Below are 14,138 nucleotides of genomic sequence, written 5' to 3'. Positions count from 1 at the left end.
CACTGGCAGGTTAGGGGTGGTGCTGTAAGACCTCCGTGAGCAGCGGGGCGCCGCCTCGCTGGCGCCGGCTCTGGCGCCCCGGTTGTCTCGGTGACTACCGCGCCTCGGCCGTCGGCGGGAGCAGCGGTTCGCACACCCCACGGTGCCACGGGAGCCCCCGCCAAAGCGACACCTCTCCGAGGCCGCGGCGGCGTGCTGCCGCCGCAAGACATCCGCTCCCGCTGGGTGTGACGATACCGTGTCGCCGGCGCGGTTTTTGAAGGGTGTCTGGCGCGCGCACGGCGCATCGCCTGCGCTGCTGAGCCTCGGTGGGTGATGGCCGGTCGAGGCCATCGGGGCGGACCGGCAGGAACATACCGCTATGTCGACATGTCTTCACGTCGGTGTCGTCATAGTCGCGCTGTGGCCTTGGCGCCGCCCAGGGGGCGGAGCATCCGGCGAGGAAACACCACACCCCTCCACCAGGCTCGTCGGTGGAATGGATTCGCACGAGGCGCCAACCGGGCCTAACCTCTGTGCCTGTGCCGAACAGTGTGTTTCCGGGGGGTGCCCCCGAGTCCGAAACCAATGCGACGCCTCGCCCAGAAAGTCGGGGGGGAGAGCCCACAGCCGACCAGCGTGGCGCGATCGTCGGTTTGCTGCGCTCGATGGAGCCGATCGCGGGAGAGTTGGGGGAGCGATTCGCCGCCAGTGGTCATGAGTTGGCGGTCGTCGGCGGTCCGGTGCGTGACGCCTTGCTTGGACGGCCGGTCCACGACTTCGACCTGACTACCGATGCGGTGCCCAGTCGCATCCTTGAGCTTGTCGAGGGCTGGGCCGACACCGTGTGGACCGTGGGTATCGACTTCGGCACCGTGGGGTTGCGCAAGGGCGGCCACCAACTGGAGATCACCACTTACCGCAGTGAGGCCTACCACCCCAAATCCCGCAAGCCCGAGGTCAGCTACGGGGACTCGCTCTACGAGGACTTGGTGCGGCGCGACTTCAGCGTCAACGCCATGGCCGTCCGGTTGCCGGGGCAGGAGTTCGTCGACCCCTTCGGCGGGCTCACGGACTTGGCCGAGAGCACCCTGCGCACTCCGGGCAAACCGGAGGACTCCTTCAGCGACGATCCGCTGCGCATCATGCGGGCTGTGCGTTTCGCCGCCCAGTTGGGGTTCACGCTGGCGCCCGAGGTGAGGGAGGCCGCCGCCGGCATGGCCGATCGGCTGACGATCGTCTCGGCCGAGCGGGTCCGTGACGAGCTGAGCAAGCTGATGCTCAGTCCCGAACCGCGGCGGGGCGTGGAGCTCATGGTGGAGTTGGGCCTCGCGCGCCATGTGCTGCCCGAGATCCCCAAACTGCGGCTGGAGATCGACGAGCACCACCGCCACAAGGACGTCTACGAGCACTCGCTGACCGTACTGGACCAAGCCATCGAGCTGGAGGAGCGCCGCGGTATGCAGCCGGACCTGGTGCTGCGCCTGGCCGCGCTGTTGCACGACATCGGCAAGCCCAAGACCCGCTCGTTCGGCGAGGGAGGCCGGGTCACGTTCCACCACCACGAGGTGGTGGGAGCCTCCATGAGCAAGAACCGGCTCTCGGCGCTGCGCTTTCCCAAGGACGTTGTGGCCGACGTCAGCAAGCTGGTCGCGCTGCACCTGCGGTTCCACGGCTACGGCAAAGGGGAGTGGACGGATTCGGCGGTGCGCCGCTACGCGCGCGACGCCGGTCCTCTCTTGCAGCGGCTGCACGTGCTCACCCGCGCTGACTGCACCACGCGCAACCGTCGCAAGGCCGCGGCGCTGGCGCGTGCCTACGACGACATCGAGCGCCGCATCGAGCGCCTAGCCGAGGAGGAGGAGCTGAACAAGCTCCGTCCCGACCTTGACGGCAACGAGATCCAGCAGATCCTCGGCGTCGGCCCCGGCCCGCTGGTGGGCAAGGCATGGCGGTTCCTGCTGGAGCTGCGGTTGGAGAACGGCCCGATGGGCAAGGAGGCCGCGACCGAAGAACTGCGCCGCTGGGCCGCCGAGCACGTCGAATAGCGCCCGACCGCCATAGCGCCTTGTCGACATGTCGGGGTGTGGCGGTCTCACCTGCCTGTGGCCGGAAGGCCGCGACCTGCGCTCGGCTATATACTGGTACCAAATCCGGTGCCGAATGAGGTGGTTGAGGGTGCCTGCGCTCAACATCGACTTCTCTGAAGAAGAGATGGAGCAGCTCCGCCAAGCAGCCAGGGCGGAGGGAACCAGCGTCAAGAGGCTGGCTCATGACAGCATCTTGTCCAGCATCCATCATCGGCGCGTCATGGAAGCTGCGGCCCGGGTCGCGCGCATATCTTCAGGGCTGAACGAGAGGCTCGCTCAGTAGATGACCGCTGCCCCCGTCATCTATCTGACGGCGCAGTTGGTCGTCGACATCACCAGTGTGAGCCTACGCCAGAGAGGGCAAGGCGACGCAGAGATCCGGGACTATGGTTTGCTAGAGAGCGCGGCCCATCGTCCGCGCTCTTCGTTCTTCGGCGTTGAGCACTATCCCGGTCTTTTTGAGAAAGCCGCGGCTCTTATGCATTCCCTGGCGCGCAACCACGTCTTCGTCGACGGCAACAAGCGCGCCGCTTGGAACTGTGCGGCCACTTTTTTGGAGGTCAACGGTTTTCCGTTGCTAGAGCCACTTGAGGAGGATCGGGCGGAGCGGTTTGTCCTGGATGTCAGCACTGGCAACCTCGACGAGGTTGCCGCTATCGCTGCTGTGCTGCGCACATTCCACGAGGCCGACTCCGTTGCCTAAGAGTTTGCCCTGTAAAGACCGGCGAAGGGTGCCTTGTGGGGAGTTGACGTGGCTGCTGACCGCAAAGCGCCTTGTCGACATGTCGGGGTGTGGCGTGGGACGGGTGTGAGCAGCCTCCCGCCGCGGTGGTCTTGCCGGTCGCCTTCCCGCTTGGATCGCCGGATCGTCGCTGGTATCGGGGGTACGGCCAACCCGTGGCCGGTTGTTTCACGCGAAACACGAGGTTCCCTGATGGTGCTTGAACCCCGCCGGTCGCTGCGGCGATAGTGGAAAGTACGGCACCACTGCTGTAACCGTCATAGGCTCGTGCCACACCATCAGTCCCACGAGTCGCACGGGAGTATCCGCGTCATGGCCGACTCCTTCGCCCATCTGCACGTCCACACCGAGTACTCGATGCTCGACGGCGCGGCCAAGCTCAAACCGCTGTTCGCGGAGGCGGCGCGATTGAACATGCCGGCGGTGGCCATGACCGACCACGGCAACATGTTCGGCGCCTACGACTTCTACCAGGAGTCGAAGGGCTCGGGCGTCAAGCCGATCATCGGCATCGAAGCCTACGTGGCGCCCGAGTCGCGCTTCCACAAGCAACGGGTCCGCTGGGGCCGCGGCACCGGCGACGACGCCACTGAAGGCGGCAAGGATGTCTCCGGCGGCGGCCGGTACCTGCACATGACAATGTGGGCGCGTAACGCGGTAGGGCTGCGCAACCTGTTCAAGCTGTCCACCCTGGCCTCCACCGAGGGCTACTACATGAAGCCCCGCATGGACTTGGACATCATGTCGCAGCACAGCGAAGGGATCATGGTGACCACCGGCTGCCCCTCGGGCGGGGTGCAGACGCGGCTGCGACTGGGCCAGGAGCAGGAGGCCATGGAGTACGCCTCCAGCCTTCGAGACATCTTCGGCCAGGACAACGTCTTCGTCGAGCTGATGGATCACGGCATCGACATCGAGCGCGAGGTCCGTGACGGCCTGCTCAAGGTCTCCAAGCAACTGGGGTTGCCGCCGGTGGTGACCAACGACTCCCACTACGTCACCGAGGACCAAGCCCAGGCCCACGACGCGCTGCTGGCTGTCGGCGTCGGCAAGAACCTCGACGATCCGACCCGGTTCCGGTTCAACGGCTCGGGCTACTACCTCAAGACCCCCGAGGAGATGCGGGGGCTCAACTCCTTCGACGCCTGGCTACAGGGGTGCCAGAACACGCTGCTGGTGGCCGAGCGGGTCGAGCCCGGCGGCTACGACGAGGTCTTCGCCCACCGTGACCTGATGCCGAAGTTCCCGGTGCCTGAGGGGGAGACTCAGGCGAGCTGGCTGCGCACCATGGTCGAGCGTGGCATCGCCAAGCGTTACCCCGAGGGTGCCAGTCGGGATGTGCGCGAGCGTATCGACCACGAGCTGCACATCATCAACGAGATGGGGTTCCCGGCCTACTTCCTCGTGGTGGCCGACATCTGCCAGTACGCCCGCGACAACAACATCGCCCTCGGCCCCGGCCGTGGCTCGGCAGCCGGGTCGATGATCGCCTACGTGCTGGGGATCACCGACCTCGACCCCCTCAAGCACGGGCTGCTGTTCGAGCGGTTCCTCAACCCCGAACGTGTCACCATGCCCGATATCGACCTGGACTTCGACGAGCGTAAGCGCGGTGACATGATCCGCTACGTCACCGAGCTCTACGGCGAGGAGCAAGTCGCCCAGATCCTGACCTTCGGCACGATTAAGGCCAAGGCCGCGGTGAAGGACTCCACCCGCATCCACGGCCTGCCCTACTCGCTGGGCGACCAGATCACCAAGGCGTTCCCGCCCGCCAACCAGGGCAAGGAGATCCCGCTCTCGGCGATCTTCGACGAGGAACACGAGCGTCACGGCGAGGCGGCCGAGCTGCGCTCCCTCATCGAGAAGGACAATCAGGTGCGCCAGGTCGTCGAGACCGCGCAGGGGTTGGAGGGGCTGACCCGCGGCACCGGCGTGCACGCCGCCGGCGTCATTCTCTCGGCCGAGCCGCTGATCGACATCATCCCGCTGCACAAGCGCGACACCGACGGCGCCATCATCACCGGGTTCCCGTTCCCGCAGTGCGAGGAGATGGGCCTGCTGAAGATGGACTTCCTCGGGCTGCGCAACCTCACCGTCATCGGTGACGCGATCAGCAACGTCAAGTCCAACGAGGGTATTGACATCGACTTGCAGCACCTGGCAGTCGATGACAAGAAGACCTACGAGTTGCTGGCGCGCGGCGACACGCTCGGGGTGTTCCAACTCGATGGTGGCGGCATGCGCACGCTGCTCAAGCTCATGCAGCCCACCGAGTTCCCCGACATCACCGCGGCCAACGCCCTGTACCGGCCCGGCCCCATGGCGGCCAACGCCCACGTCGACTACGCCGACCGCAAGAACGGGCGCAAGGAAGTCCAGCCCATCCACCCCGAGCTCAAGGACGCGCTCGATCCGATCCTCAGCGAGACCTACCACCTGCTGGTGTACCAGGAGCAGGTGATGGCGATCGCCCAGCAGTTGGCCGGCTACAGCCTCGGCGGCGCCGACCTGATGCGCCGCGCCATGGGCAAGAAGAAGAAGGAGGCCCTGGAGCAGGAGTACGTCAAGTTCCGGGAGGGGATGCTGGAGAAAGGCTTCTCCGAAGAGGCCATGCAGGCGTTGTGGGACGTCATGCTCCCCTTCGCCGGCTACGCCTTCAACAAGTCCCACGCCGCCGGCTACGCGATCGTCTCCTACTGGACCGCCTACCTCAAGGCCAACCACCCCGCCTCCTACATGGCGGCGCTGCTGACCTCGGTGGGTGACGACAAAGACAAGATGGCGGTCTATCTGGCCGAGTGTCGCCGCATGGGGATCAAGGTCATGCCGCCCGATGTCAACGAGTCCGGTCTGCGCTTCACCGCTGTCGGCAAGGACATCAGGTTCGGCATGGGCGCGGTGCGCAACGTCGGCGCCAACGTCGTCGACTCGATCATCAACTCTCGCGAGGAGAAGGGGAAGTTCACCTCCTTCGTCGACTTCCTGAACAAGATCGACGCCACGGCCTGCAACAAGCGCGTCATCGAGTCCCTGATCAAGGCGGGCGGGTTCGACTCGTTGGGCCAGCCCCGCAAGGATCTCTGCGACCACCACGAGACCGCGGTCGAGGCCATGATCGGGGCGAAGCGCCAGGAGGCGCACGGCCAGTTCGACCTGTTCGGCGGCGGCGACGACGAGGGCGGCGAGGCCGCAGGCCCGATCGGGTTGAACATCACGTGGCACGAACAGGAATGGGACCGTAAGACCAAGCTGGCCTTCGAGCGGGAGATGCTGGGGCTCTACGTTTCCAGCCATCCGCTGTCGGGCACGGAGCGCATCCTCGCCCGATCGCGCGAAGCCTCGGTGCTGGAGGTCGTCAACGGCGAGCGCAAGGCCAACGAGGAGGTGCGTATCGCCGGGCTGATCTCCAAGGTCGACAAGCGGGTGAACAAGGCGGGTAACCAGTGGGCGATCGTTACCGTCGAAGATCTCGACGCCTCGATCGAGGTGCTGTTTTTCCCCAAGACCTACCCGCTCTACACCGAGGCGCTCATCGAGGACACCGCCATCACCGTCAAGGGGCGGATCAACGAGCGTGACGGCACCTACTCGCTGTTCGCGTCGGACATGTCGCCGCTGGACATCTCCGACGCCGCGACCGACGAGGGGGAGCCGCCGATCGTGCTCACCCTGCCCGAGAAGGCGATCACCCGCGACCTGGTGGCCGAGCTGAAGCAGACGCTGACCGTGCACAGTGGTGAGACGCCGGTACGGCTCAAGGTCACCAACCCGCGCAAGACGCGGCTCATGGCGTTGCCCGACTACTCTGTCACGCCGGGGCCGGCGTTCTCCGGCGAGATCAAGAGCCTGCTCGGCCCCGACGCGATCCTCTACTAGCGCGAGCGCGCCGCACGGTGAACGGCGCGTCGGCAGCGGTCCCGGCCGCAGCGACCGGGACCGCTGCCGACGGCGTGAGTCACCACTGCCTTTCCCGTTCGATCGCGTGTTTTCCGGGCCGCCGTAACCCGCGTCGTCGGATCGCGGCCCGGCCGGAAACAGCGTTCGAGGGAGAGGCCTCCTCGGACGTGTTCCGAGGTGCGTTGTCGCTCGTCGATCGGGACAATTCGTGCCAGTGACCGCTTATTGCCCGGCGAAAGTTTGCTTTTAGCTCCTGTCGTGAGGATATGGGGCCACGTTCCCCTGTGCATCGGCCGCTCCTCGCCGGTGGCGCTCTCCGGCGAGAACAGGGTGCTTAGTCCATCCATCGAGCATGTGATCTAGCGTTTCTTGAGTAGGAACCCCCTCCGCGCCACCGGTTTCCCGAAGCGAGCAATGTAGCTCCCCGTTGAGGTGGCCGCACACCATTCCTCTCGTGGCGGGGCCATCCCCCTTCGGCGACGCTGGGGCGAGAGGGCGGTGACGGAAGGGGCCGTGCGCCGCGCTTCGAGCGTGGCCTTGCTGCTGACCGGTTCGATCGGCCCCCGGCTGGGAGGAGGCGACTCATAGTGCCATACTGACTAGTCGGTATATTGTCGACGTCGAGCATCCAGCTCGTATCCCGAGAGGAGTCCTGTGTCGTCGTCCCTCCTCCTTTCCCCCCACGACCTGCGTTTCCTGCTCTACGAGTGGCTCGATGTCGAAGCGCTCACCCAGCGTCCGCGCTACGCCGAGCACTCCCGCGAGATCTTCGACGCCGTTCTCGACCTGGCGCAGCAGGTGGCGACCGACCATTTCGCCCCGCACAACAAGTACAGCGACGCCCACGAGCCGACCTTCGACGGCCAGCGGGTCCACCAACCGCCCCAGGTCAAAGCGGCACTGGAAGTCTTCGCCGAGACCGGACTGCTCGCCGGCGGCATGGACGAATCGGTCGGCGGCATGCAACTGCCGCACATGGTGGCCAGCGCGTGCGCGGCCTGGTTCAAGGCCGCCAACATCGCGACGGCGGCCTATCCGTTCCTCACCGTGGGCAACGCCAACCTGCTGCTCGCCAACGGCTCGCCCGAGCAGATCGACACCTGGGTACGGCCCATGGTGGAGGGGCGTTTCTTCGGCACCATGTGCCTGTCCGAACCCCAAGCCGGTAGCTCGCTGGCCGACATCACCACCCGCGCCGAACCGCAAGAAGACGGCACCTACCGGCTCTTCGGCAACAAGATGTGGATCTCAGCCGGCGACCACGAACTGTCCGAGAACATCGTCCACCTCGTGTTGGCCAAGATCCCCGGCGGACCGCCCGGCGTGAAGGGCATCTCCCTCTTCATCGTCCCCAAGATCCTGGTCAACGACGATGGCAGCCTCGGGCAACGCAACGACGTCGTCCTCGCCGGGCTCAACCACAAGATGGGCTACCGCGGCACCACCAATACACTGCTCAACTTCGGCGAGGGCAGCCACTGCCCCGACGGCCGTCCCGGAGCGGTCGGCTACCTCGTCGGTGCCCCCCACCAAGGGTTGAGCTACATGTTCCACATGATGAACTCGGCTCGAGTTGAGGTCGGGGCGGGGGCTATGGCGTTGGGTTACACCGGCTACCTCAAATCGTTGGCCTACGCCAAAGAACGGCCGCAGGGGCGTCCCGTCGGCGACAAGAACCCCCGGTCGCCCCAGGTGCCGATTATCCAGCACGCCGACGTCAAACGGATGCTGCTCGCCCAGAAGAGCTACGTGGAAGGGGCGCTGGCGCTCGTCCTCTACTGCGGCCGACTGCTCGACGAGCAAAAGAGCGCCGAGTCCGAGGACGAGCGTGCGCAGGCACGGCTGCTGCTGGACGTGCTCACCCCCATCGTCAAGAGTTGGCCCTCACAGTGGTGCCTGGAGGCCAACAACCTGGCCATCCAGGTGCACGGTGGCTACGGCTACACCCGCGAGTACGACGTGGAGCAGCACTACCGCGACAATCGGCTCAACCCGATCCACGAGGGCACATACGGCATCCAGGGGTTGGACCTGCTCGGCCGCAAGGTCACCATGCGCGACGGGGCGGGACTGGCGCTGCTGGCCGAGCGCATCGGTACCACGGTGGAACAGGCGCGCAAGGCCGGCGACGAGCCCGCCGAACTGGGCGAACGGCTACAGGCGGCCATCGACCGGGTCGTTACCGTCACCACCCAGGTGTGGGGCTACGGTGACACCGAGGCCGCGCTGGCCAACGCCAGCGTGTACCTGGAGGCCGTCGGCCACGTGGTCGTGGCCTGGATCTGGCTGGAGCAGTTGCTGGCCGCCCACGGCAAGGAAGGCGACTTCTACGACGGCAAGCGCCAGGCCGCCCGCTTCTTCTTCCGCCACGAACTGCCGCGCACCGGCCCGCAACTCGACCTGTTGGCCAGTCTCGACCGCACCACCCTCGACATGGCCGAGAGCTGGTTCTGACGCCTCCCGGGGAGGGAATCCCCGCCCGGGAAGCGGGATGCCGTCATGTCGACATTTCCCGGCGTAGTGGCGCCGTGTCGACATGACGCCTCACCGACCTGCCGGCCGCCGGGTTCGCTGCTACGCGCTGTTTTTCGAAGAGGTGAGGGGGCGGCGCGTGGTGTTGGGGCCGCCTGTTCGCTCGTGCCTCGATCGCTTCGCGATCTCGGCAGCTTAGGGGGGCAATCCCAAGAGTGCGGTGCCGTAGCCAACGGCGCGTCGGCTCACCGTGGCCGGCCGCCGCCGGCTCCGGGGCGCTGCTCAGCGGGGAGTTGGCACGCCGGAGTGCTGCCGGGCAGCCGGTGCCGGTTCTGCGCGGCCAGCCGGTACACCCAGGCGGCCAGCGTGCGGATCAGCGGTAGCGTCATCGCGATCCCGACCAGGCGCCACGGGCCGCGGCAGTGCTTGAACAGTTCGGCGACGGCCGCGGCGCCGCCGCGCACCGGGCCGGGCCGTTCGACCCACACCACCTCGCGCCGGGCGCGTTCCTCGGGGATGCCCAGCGCGGCGAGGTCGCTGGTCTGCCACGGTGCCAGCCGCACGCGCACGGGAAGCCGTTCGACCTGGCGGGCACTGCGGGTGCAAAACCCACAGTCGCCGTCGTAGATCAGGGTCGGCGCTACCTCTGTCACGTTCCCACCTCCACTGCCCCGCTACCCGGTGGGACCGTCTCGGCAACGTTCCAGTGCCGCTTGTTCCCCCGATTCATCCGGTCGTCGCGGGGGCGATGGTCTGGTTATGAGGGTGACCGGTCAGTGGTGTACCTGGCCACGCGGCCTGCCCTGCCTTCTCCCAACGGCGGTGAGACTCCTGGGCCGGGTGCCAGCCGTGGCGGCGTGAGGAGGCGCGGTGGCGGGCCCGGGGTGACCGGCCCAAGCGTCCGGCTCACCTCCGGTTGTCGGCTGCGGCGTTGGTGCGTGGACGGGCGGAACACGCCCTCACAACAAGCTCGGGGGAGTCGGGGAGCGCGGGGGTCACACTGCCCGTTCGTCGACCCCAACCGAGCCGACTCCGGTGCTGTAGAACGCGCAGACCCCGTCGGACTGGCCGGTTTGGCCCGGTCGCAGCGTTACCCAGTTGCCTTTTACATCGGGTGCCCAACCGCAGACGACTACCACGCGGAACGTGTACGTGCGGTTGGTGTCGTTGCTACAGAAGGCGAAACCGTGGTGGTCGTTGTTGTGGTGGACGCCGGTCCAGCAGGTCAGGGCCAGCGCGGAGGCTGGCGCTGGAGCGAGCAGGGAGGAGGACAGTACAGCCGCAGCCGTCATGGCGGCGAGGCGCTCCCAACCACGCATGGAGGCTCCGTGTCACGGAACGAGGACACTATGTGTTTACGCGATTGGGATTCCGCTATAAGTGATGGAATAAACACTTTACGTACGGTTCTGGCGGCTCGCCTGGCGTTTTGTCACTCTGGAGACAGGGCGACAAAACGCCAGGACGACATCTCTACGAGACCCGCGCCAGGGTGCCCTGGGCGGTGCTCATCCCTTCCGTCCCCCAGCTCACCTTGACGTTGGTGGCCAGTTCGCCGGAGTCGTCGAGCTTGGTGGTTACCAGGCCGGCGGCCACGCAGATGCCTTGGGGATCGGAGACGGTCGTGTAGTCGTAGCTCACCGCGCCGTCTGTCACCTCGGTGACCGTCATCTCCCACTCGCATACCCCGTTTCCGATGTCGAGGGTTCCACTCGCCTCCTGCTGACCTTCGGGCAGGTGCAGGGTGAGCGTCCACGAACTGACGACCTCGCCCTGGGGGCCGTACTGGGTCATCTCGCCGGTCCAGTCCCCAGCGACGGCGGCGGGGATCGTGCCCGCGTAGCTTCCCGTCTCTTCCGCGGGCTCCGATGGGGGCGGCGCGTCGCTTGTGGGGGAGGACGAAGCCGGCGGCGACCGCTCGGTGTCGCGTTGCGATTCGGCCGAAGTGGGAGCCGTGACCGGCTCGGGAGCGGACCCCCTCCACAGCAGCCACGTCCCGACCACCGCGGCCACCAGCATGACCACCAACGTCAGGACGACCAGCAGCAACACCAGTCCGGTGTTGCGCTTGGGGGCTGGCGGCCCGGGAGGTTCCTTGGGCGGGGGGTACCCCGGTGGCCCGCCCGGTGGATATCCCGGGCCGGGTGGGGGAGGCGGTCCCGGGGGAGATGGGGGTGGCCACTGCTGCGGCTGGTGGGGGTCGGGGGGTGGGTGCATCGTCGGTCCCTATGACGTTCGGCCTCCAGGGCGCCTGGAGAGGTACCCGATGAGCATAGCGACCGGCATTGCCGCGGGGCCCGGGCTGTGGGGAGGCCCCGCGGTGGCCACGTGTAGGCCGGTGTGGCTGGTGAGCCGGCCAAGGCCGTGGTGCGGCGATTCCCCCGTTACGCCGCCATCCTGGTTAAGAGACGACCTCAGAGGTCGGCTTCGCCGACGATGAACCTCTCCACCGCGTTATGGGCGTCGCTGTCGGAGTACTGCACCGGCGGCGACTTCATGAAGTAGGAGGAGGCCGACAGGACAGGCCCGCCGATCCCCCGATCCTTGGCGATTTTGGCCGCCCGGATCGCGTCGATGATGATGCCGGCGGAGTTGGGGGAGTCCCACACCTCTAGCTTGTACTCCAGGTTGACGGGAGCGTCGCCGAACGCGCGCCCCTCCAGCCGCACGTAGGCCCACTTGCGGTCGTCCAGCCATGGCACGTGGTCCGACGGCCCGATGTGGACCGATCCGGCGTTGAGCTCATGCGGGATCTGCGAGGTCACCGACCGCGTCTTGGAGATCTTCTTCGACTCCAGCCGCTCGCGTTCCAGCATGTTCATGAAGTCCATGTTGCCGCCGAAGTTGAGCTGGTAGGTGCGGTCGACGATGACGCCGCGATCCTCGAACAGCTTCGACATGACCCGGTGCGTTATGGTCGCGCCCAACTGCGACTTGATGTCGTCGCCCACGATCGGCACCCCGGCGGCCGTGAACCTCTCCGCCCACTCGGGGTCGGAGGCGATGAACACCGGAAGGGCGTTGACGAACGCCACACCCGCGTCGATCGCGCATTGGGCGTAGAATCGGTCGGCCTCCTCCGATCCCACCGGTAGATACGACACCAAGACGTCGACCTGCGCGTCCTTGAGAGCGGCGACCACATCCACCGGATCTTCCGGGGACTCCTCGATGGTCTCCTGATAGTACTTGCCCAAACCGTCGAACGTCGGCCCGCGCTGCACGGATACGCCGGTCGGTGCCACGTCGCACAGGGTGATCGTGTTGTTTTCGCTGGCTTTGATCGCCTCGGAGAGGTCTTGACCGACCTTCTTGGCGTCGACGTCAAACGCTGCGACGAACTCCACATCCCGCACGTGGTACTGCCCGAAACGGACGTGCATCAGGCCGGGTACACGGGTTTGCGGATCGGCGTCCCGGTAATAGTGGACGCCCTGGACGAGCGAGGCCGCACAGTTGCCGACGCCCACGACGGCTACGCGCACCGAACCCATTGACCCTTGCTCCTTCGTATTTACTGACGTGGACTAAAGGCGGCGCACCAACGGGCGGGCGCGCGCCCGATTGCGGCGGAAACCTCGCCGCGGTTCATACTGATCGGTCCGCCGGCGGGGGAGCGCCCGGACGCGCCTGCAACGTCGCGGAGCCCTCCATCTCCGCCTGCCCGGCTCGCCCGCGCTCACGCACGATGAGGTCGTCGAGCCAGTACATCTCCCGTTCCACTGACTCGGCGCCGTGACGGTGTAGTTCGATCCCGTAGTCGTCGCCGCGGGCCGCGGCCGTGCGTACCCGCTCGCGCAGCCATTCCAACCGTTCCTGCATCCGCTTTCGGCGTCCTTCGAGGATGCGCAGGCGCACGTCAGAACTGGTGTGGCAGAACAGTGAGAAGTGCACGCCGAAACAGGCGTCGTCGAGGGTCGCGGGGCCGGGTTCGGCCAGCAGCCGCTCCAGCCACGCCTTACCCGAGGGGGTCAGTTGGTAGACGATACGCGAGCGCCGCCCCCGACCGGAGGGCGGGTCACCGGTCACCTCGCGGACCAGGCCGCGGCGTAGCAGGTCCCGCAGGCACGGATACAGCGAGCCGTAGGAGAACGCCCGGAAGGCCCCGAGCTCACCGTTGAGGTGCTTGCGCAGCTCGTAGCCGTGAAGCGGCGCTTCATTGAGGGCGCCGAGCACAGCGAGCTCCAGCACCCGGGCGCGGCTCGCGCTCATCCGGACACCTCCCTTACGCAGTCTCGTATGACGCCGTGGTTGATCGTCGGTGGTGCCACGCCCGGCCGGATCAGGCCATGACACTCGCGGTAGGTCCGCTCACGTGTTTTGTACGAATTGACTATATCGGTTCGATACATCGGTCTTCGTCGTTGCCTTCGTAACACCGCAGCCGCCATCCGTCTCACGCCCGGTTGGGCGTGTCCGGTCGCGGAGGCGCTGAGCTGCCGCAATCATGCCCGACAGCACTTTTCCCGCCACAGGCGCCCCACGCCGGCCTTAGACGCCGTACGCTGTTTGCCATATGTCGGTTCCAATCGGCAGCCAGCCTTGGCCGTGTCGCCAGGTACCCTCACTCGGTGGGTTGTGCTATACGGCAGCGCCGCCCTAACGTAACCATCGTTCTCAGGGCGGGGTACCGGTCGAGGTGCCATGCCTGAAGTGCGGGATGGTCATACCCGTGAATGGCCACTCCGCCGGCTGTTTTAGCAACGGCCTAGCAAAGAGCGACGACGCCGGCCGTGCCGGGTCGATGCCCCCGGTCGTGTCCTCCCGCATCAGGTCGCCCCTGATTTTGACCATGATGCGGGCAACGTCTCGCTCTGGAGTTTTCGTCCCGATAGGTCACGACAGGAGGAAACAGCGGGCAACCGTCTCGGACGAGCGGCCGGCCAACCGGAAGCGCTTCGCGCGCGTCTCACGACCGGATTTCGTGAGCGCGAGCAAACCGGTTACCCCACCGG

The 14,138-nt window shown here is 66.6% G+C and carries 9 protein-coding genes; 4 read left to right on the top strand and 5 right to left on the bottom strand.

The annotated features are described in order from the left end of the window. Positions 1 to 647: 647 nt before the first annotated feature. From ABD848_RS05885 to ABD848_RS05870, 4 genes are all read left to right on the top strand, one after another. Positions 648 to 2,027: a CCA tRNA nucleotidyltransferase gene (locus ABD848_RS05885; protein ID WP_344968155.1), complete on the top strand. Its 1,380-nt coding sequence runs from the start codon at positions 648 to 650 to the stop codon at positions 2,025 to 2,027. 325 nt (positions 2,028 to 2,352) lie between these two features. Next, on the top strand, positions 2,353 to 2,772 hold the full coding sequence (locus tag ABD848_RS05880; protein WP_344968153.1) for a type II toxin-antitoxin system death-on-curing family toxin: 420 nt from the start codon (positions 2,353 to 2,355) through the stop codon (positions 2,770 to 2,772). 351 nt (positions 2,773 to 3,123) lie between these two features. Next, positions 3,124 to 6,690 carry a DNA polymerase III subunit alpha gene (gene dnaE / locus ABD848_RS05875; RefSeq protein WP_344968512.1) on the top strand — a complete coding sequence of 1,189 codons (3,567 nt, stop codon included), beginning with the start codon at positions 3,124 to 3,126 and terminating at the stop codon, positions 6,688 to 6,690. Positions 6,691 to 7,365: 675 nt separating this feature from the next. Continuing rightward, the gene (locus ABD848_RS05870) at positions 7,366 to 9,165 is read left to right on the top strand and encodes an acyl-CoA dehydrogenase (protein ID WP_344968151.1); all 1,800 of its coding nucleotides are present in this window, start codon (positions 7,366 to 7,368) and stop codon (positions 9,163 to 9,165) included. Positions 9,166 to 9,428: 263 nt separating this feature from the next. On the opposite strand, the gene ABD848_RS05865 is transcribed toward ABD848_RS05870, so the two are convergent. The 5 genes from ABD848_RS05865 to ABD848_RS05845 form a co-directional block, all read right to left on the bottom strand. Continuing rightward, positions 9,429 to 9,836, bottom strand: a complete 408-nt coding sequence (locus tag ABD848_RS05865; RefSeq protein ID WP_344968149.1) for a thiol-disulfide oxidoreductase DCC family protein — start codon at positions 9,834 to 9,836, stop codon at positions 9,429 to 9,431. A gap of 342 nt (positions 9,837 to 10,178) precedes the next feature. After that, positions 10,179 to 10,502 (bottom strand): hypothetical protein, encoded by a 324-nt coding sequence (locus tag ABD848_RS05860; RefSeq protein ID WP_344968147.1) that lies wholly within the window; start codon positions 10,500 to 10,502, stop codon positions 10,179 to 10,181. Positions 10,503 to 10,656: 154 nt separating this feature from the next. Further along, positions 10,657 to 11,235: a hypothetical protein gene (locus tag ABD848_RS05855; protein ID WP_344968145.1), complete on the bottom strand. Its 579-nt coding sequence runs from the start codon at positions 11,233 to 11,235 to the stop codon at positions 10,657 to 10,659. 362 nt (positions 11,236 to 11,597) lie between these two features. Next, positions 11,598 to 12,677: an inositol-3-phosphate synthase gene (locus ABD848_RS05850; protein ID WP_344968143.1), complete on the bottom strand. Its 1,080-nt coding sequence runs from the start codon at positions 12,675 to 12,677 to the stop codon at positions 11,598 to 11,600. Positions 12,678 to 12,771: 94 nt separating this feature from the next. Continuing rightward, the gene (locus ABD848_RS05845; protein WP_344968141.1) at positions 12,772 to 13,395 is read right to left on the bottom strand and encodes a PadR family transcriptional regulator; all 624 of its coding nucleotides are present in this window, start codon (positions 13,393 to 13,395) and stop codon (positions 12,772 to 12,774) included. Between the last annotated feature and the right edge of the window lie 743 nt (positions 13,396 to 14,138).

Source organism: Salinactinospora qingdaonensis (assembly GCF_039539445.1).
GTDB classification, from domain to species: Bacteria; Actinomycetota; Actinomycetes; order Streptosporangiales; family Streptosporangiaceae; genus Salinactinospora; species Salinactinospora qingdaonensis.
The sequence above is the reverse complement of the archived record's forward strand: the minus strand, read 5'-3'. Positions and strand labels throughout refer to the sequence as shown.

Coding starts and splice junctions, on each gene's coding strand:
- ABD848_RS05885 (WP_344968155.1), top strand. CDS start 648: ATGGAGCCGATCGCGGGAGAGTTGGGGGAGCGATTCGCCGCCAGTGGT.
- ABD848_RS05880 (WP_344968153.1), top strand. CDS start 2,353: ATGACCGCTGCCCCCGTCATCTATCTGACGGCGCAGTTGGTCGTCGAC.
- dnaE (WP_344968512.1), top strand. CDS start 3,124: ATGGCCGACTCCTTCGCCCATCTGCACGTCCACACCGAGTACTCGATG.
- ABD848_RS05860 (WP_344968147.1), bottom strand. CDS start 10,502: ATGCGTGGTTGGGAGCGCCTCGCCGCCATGACGGCTGCGGCTGTACTG.
- ABD848_RS05850 (WP_344968143.1), bottom strand. CDS start 12,677: ATGGGTTCGGTGCGCGTAGCCGTCGTGGGCGTCGGCAACTGTGCGGCC.
- ABD848_RS05845 (WP_344968141.1), bottom strand. CDS start 13,395: ATGAGCGCGAGCCGCGCCCGGGTGCTGGAGCTCGCTGTGCTCGGCGCC.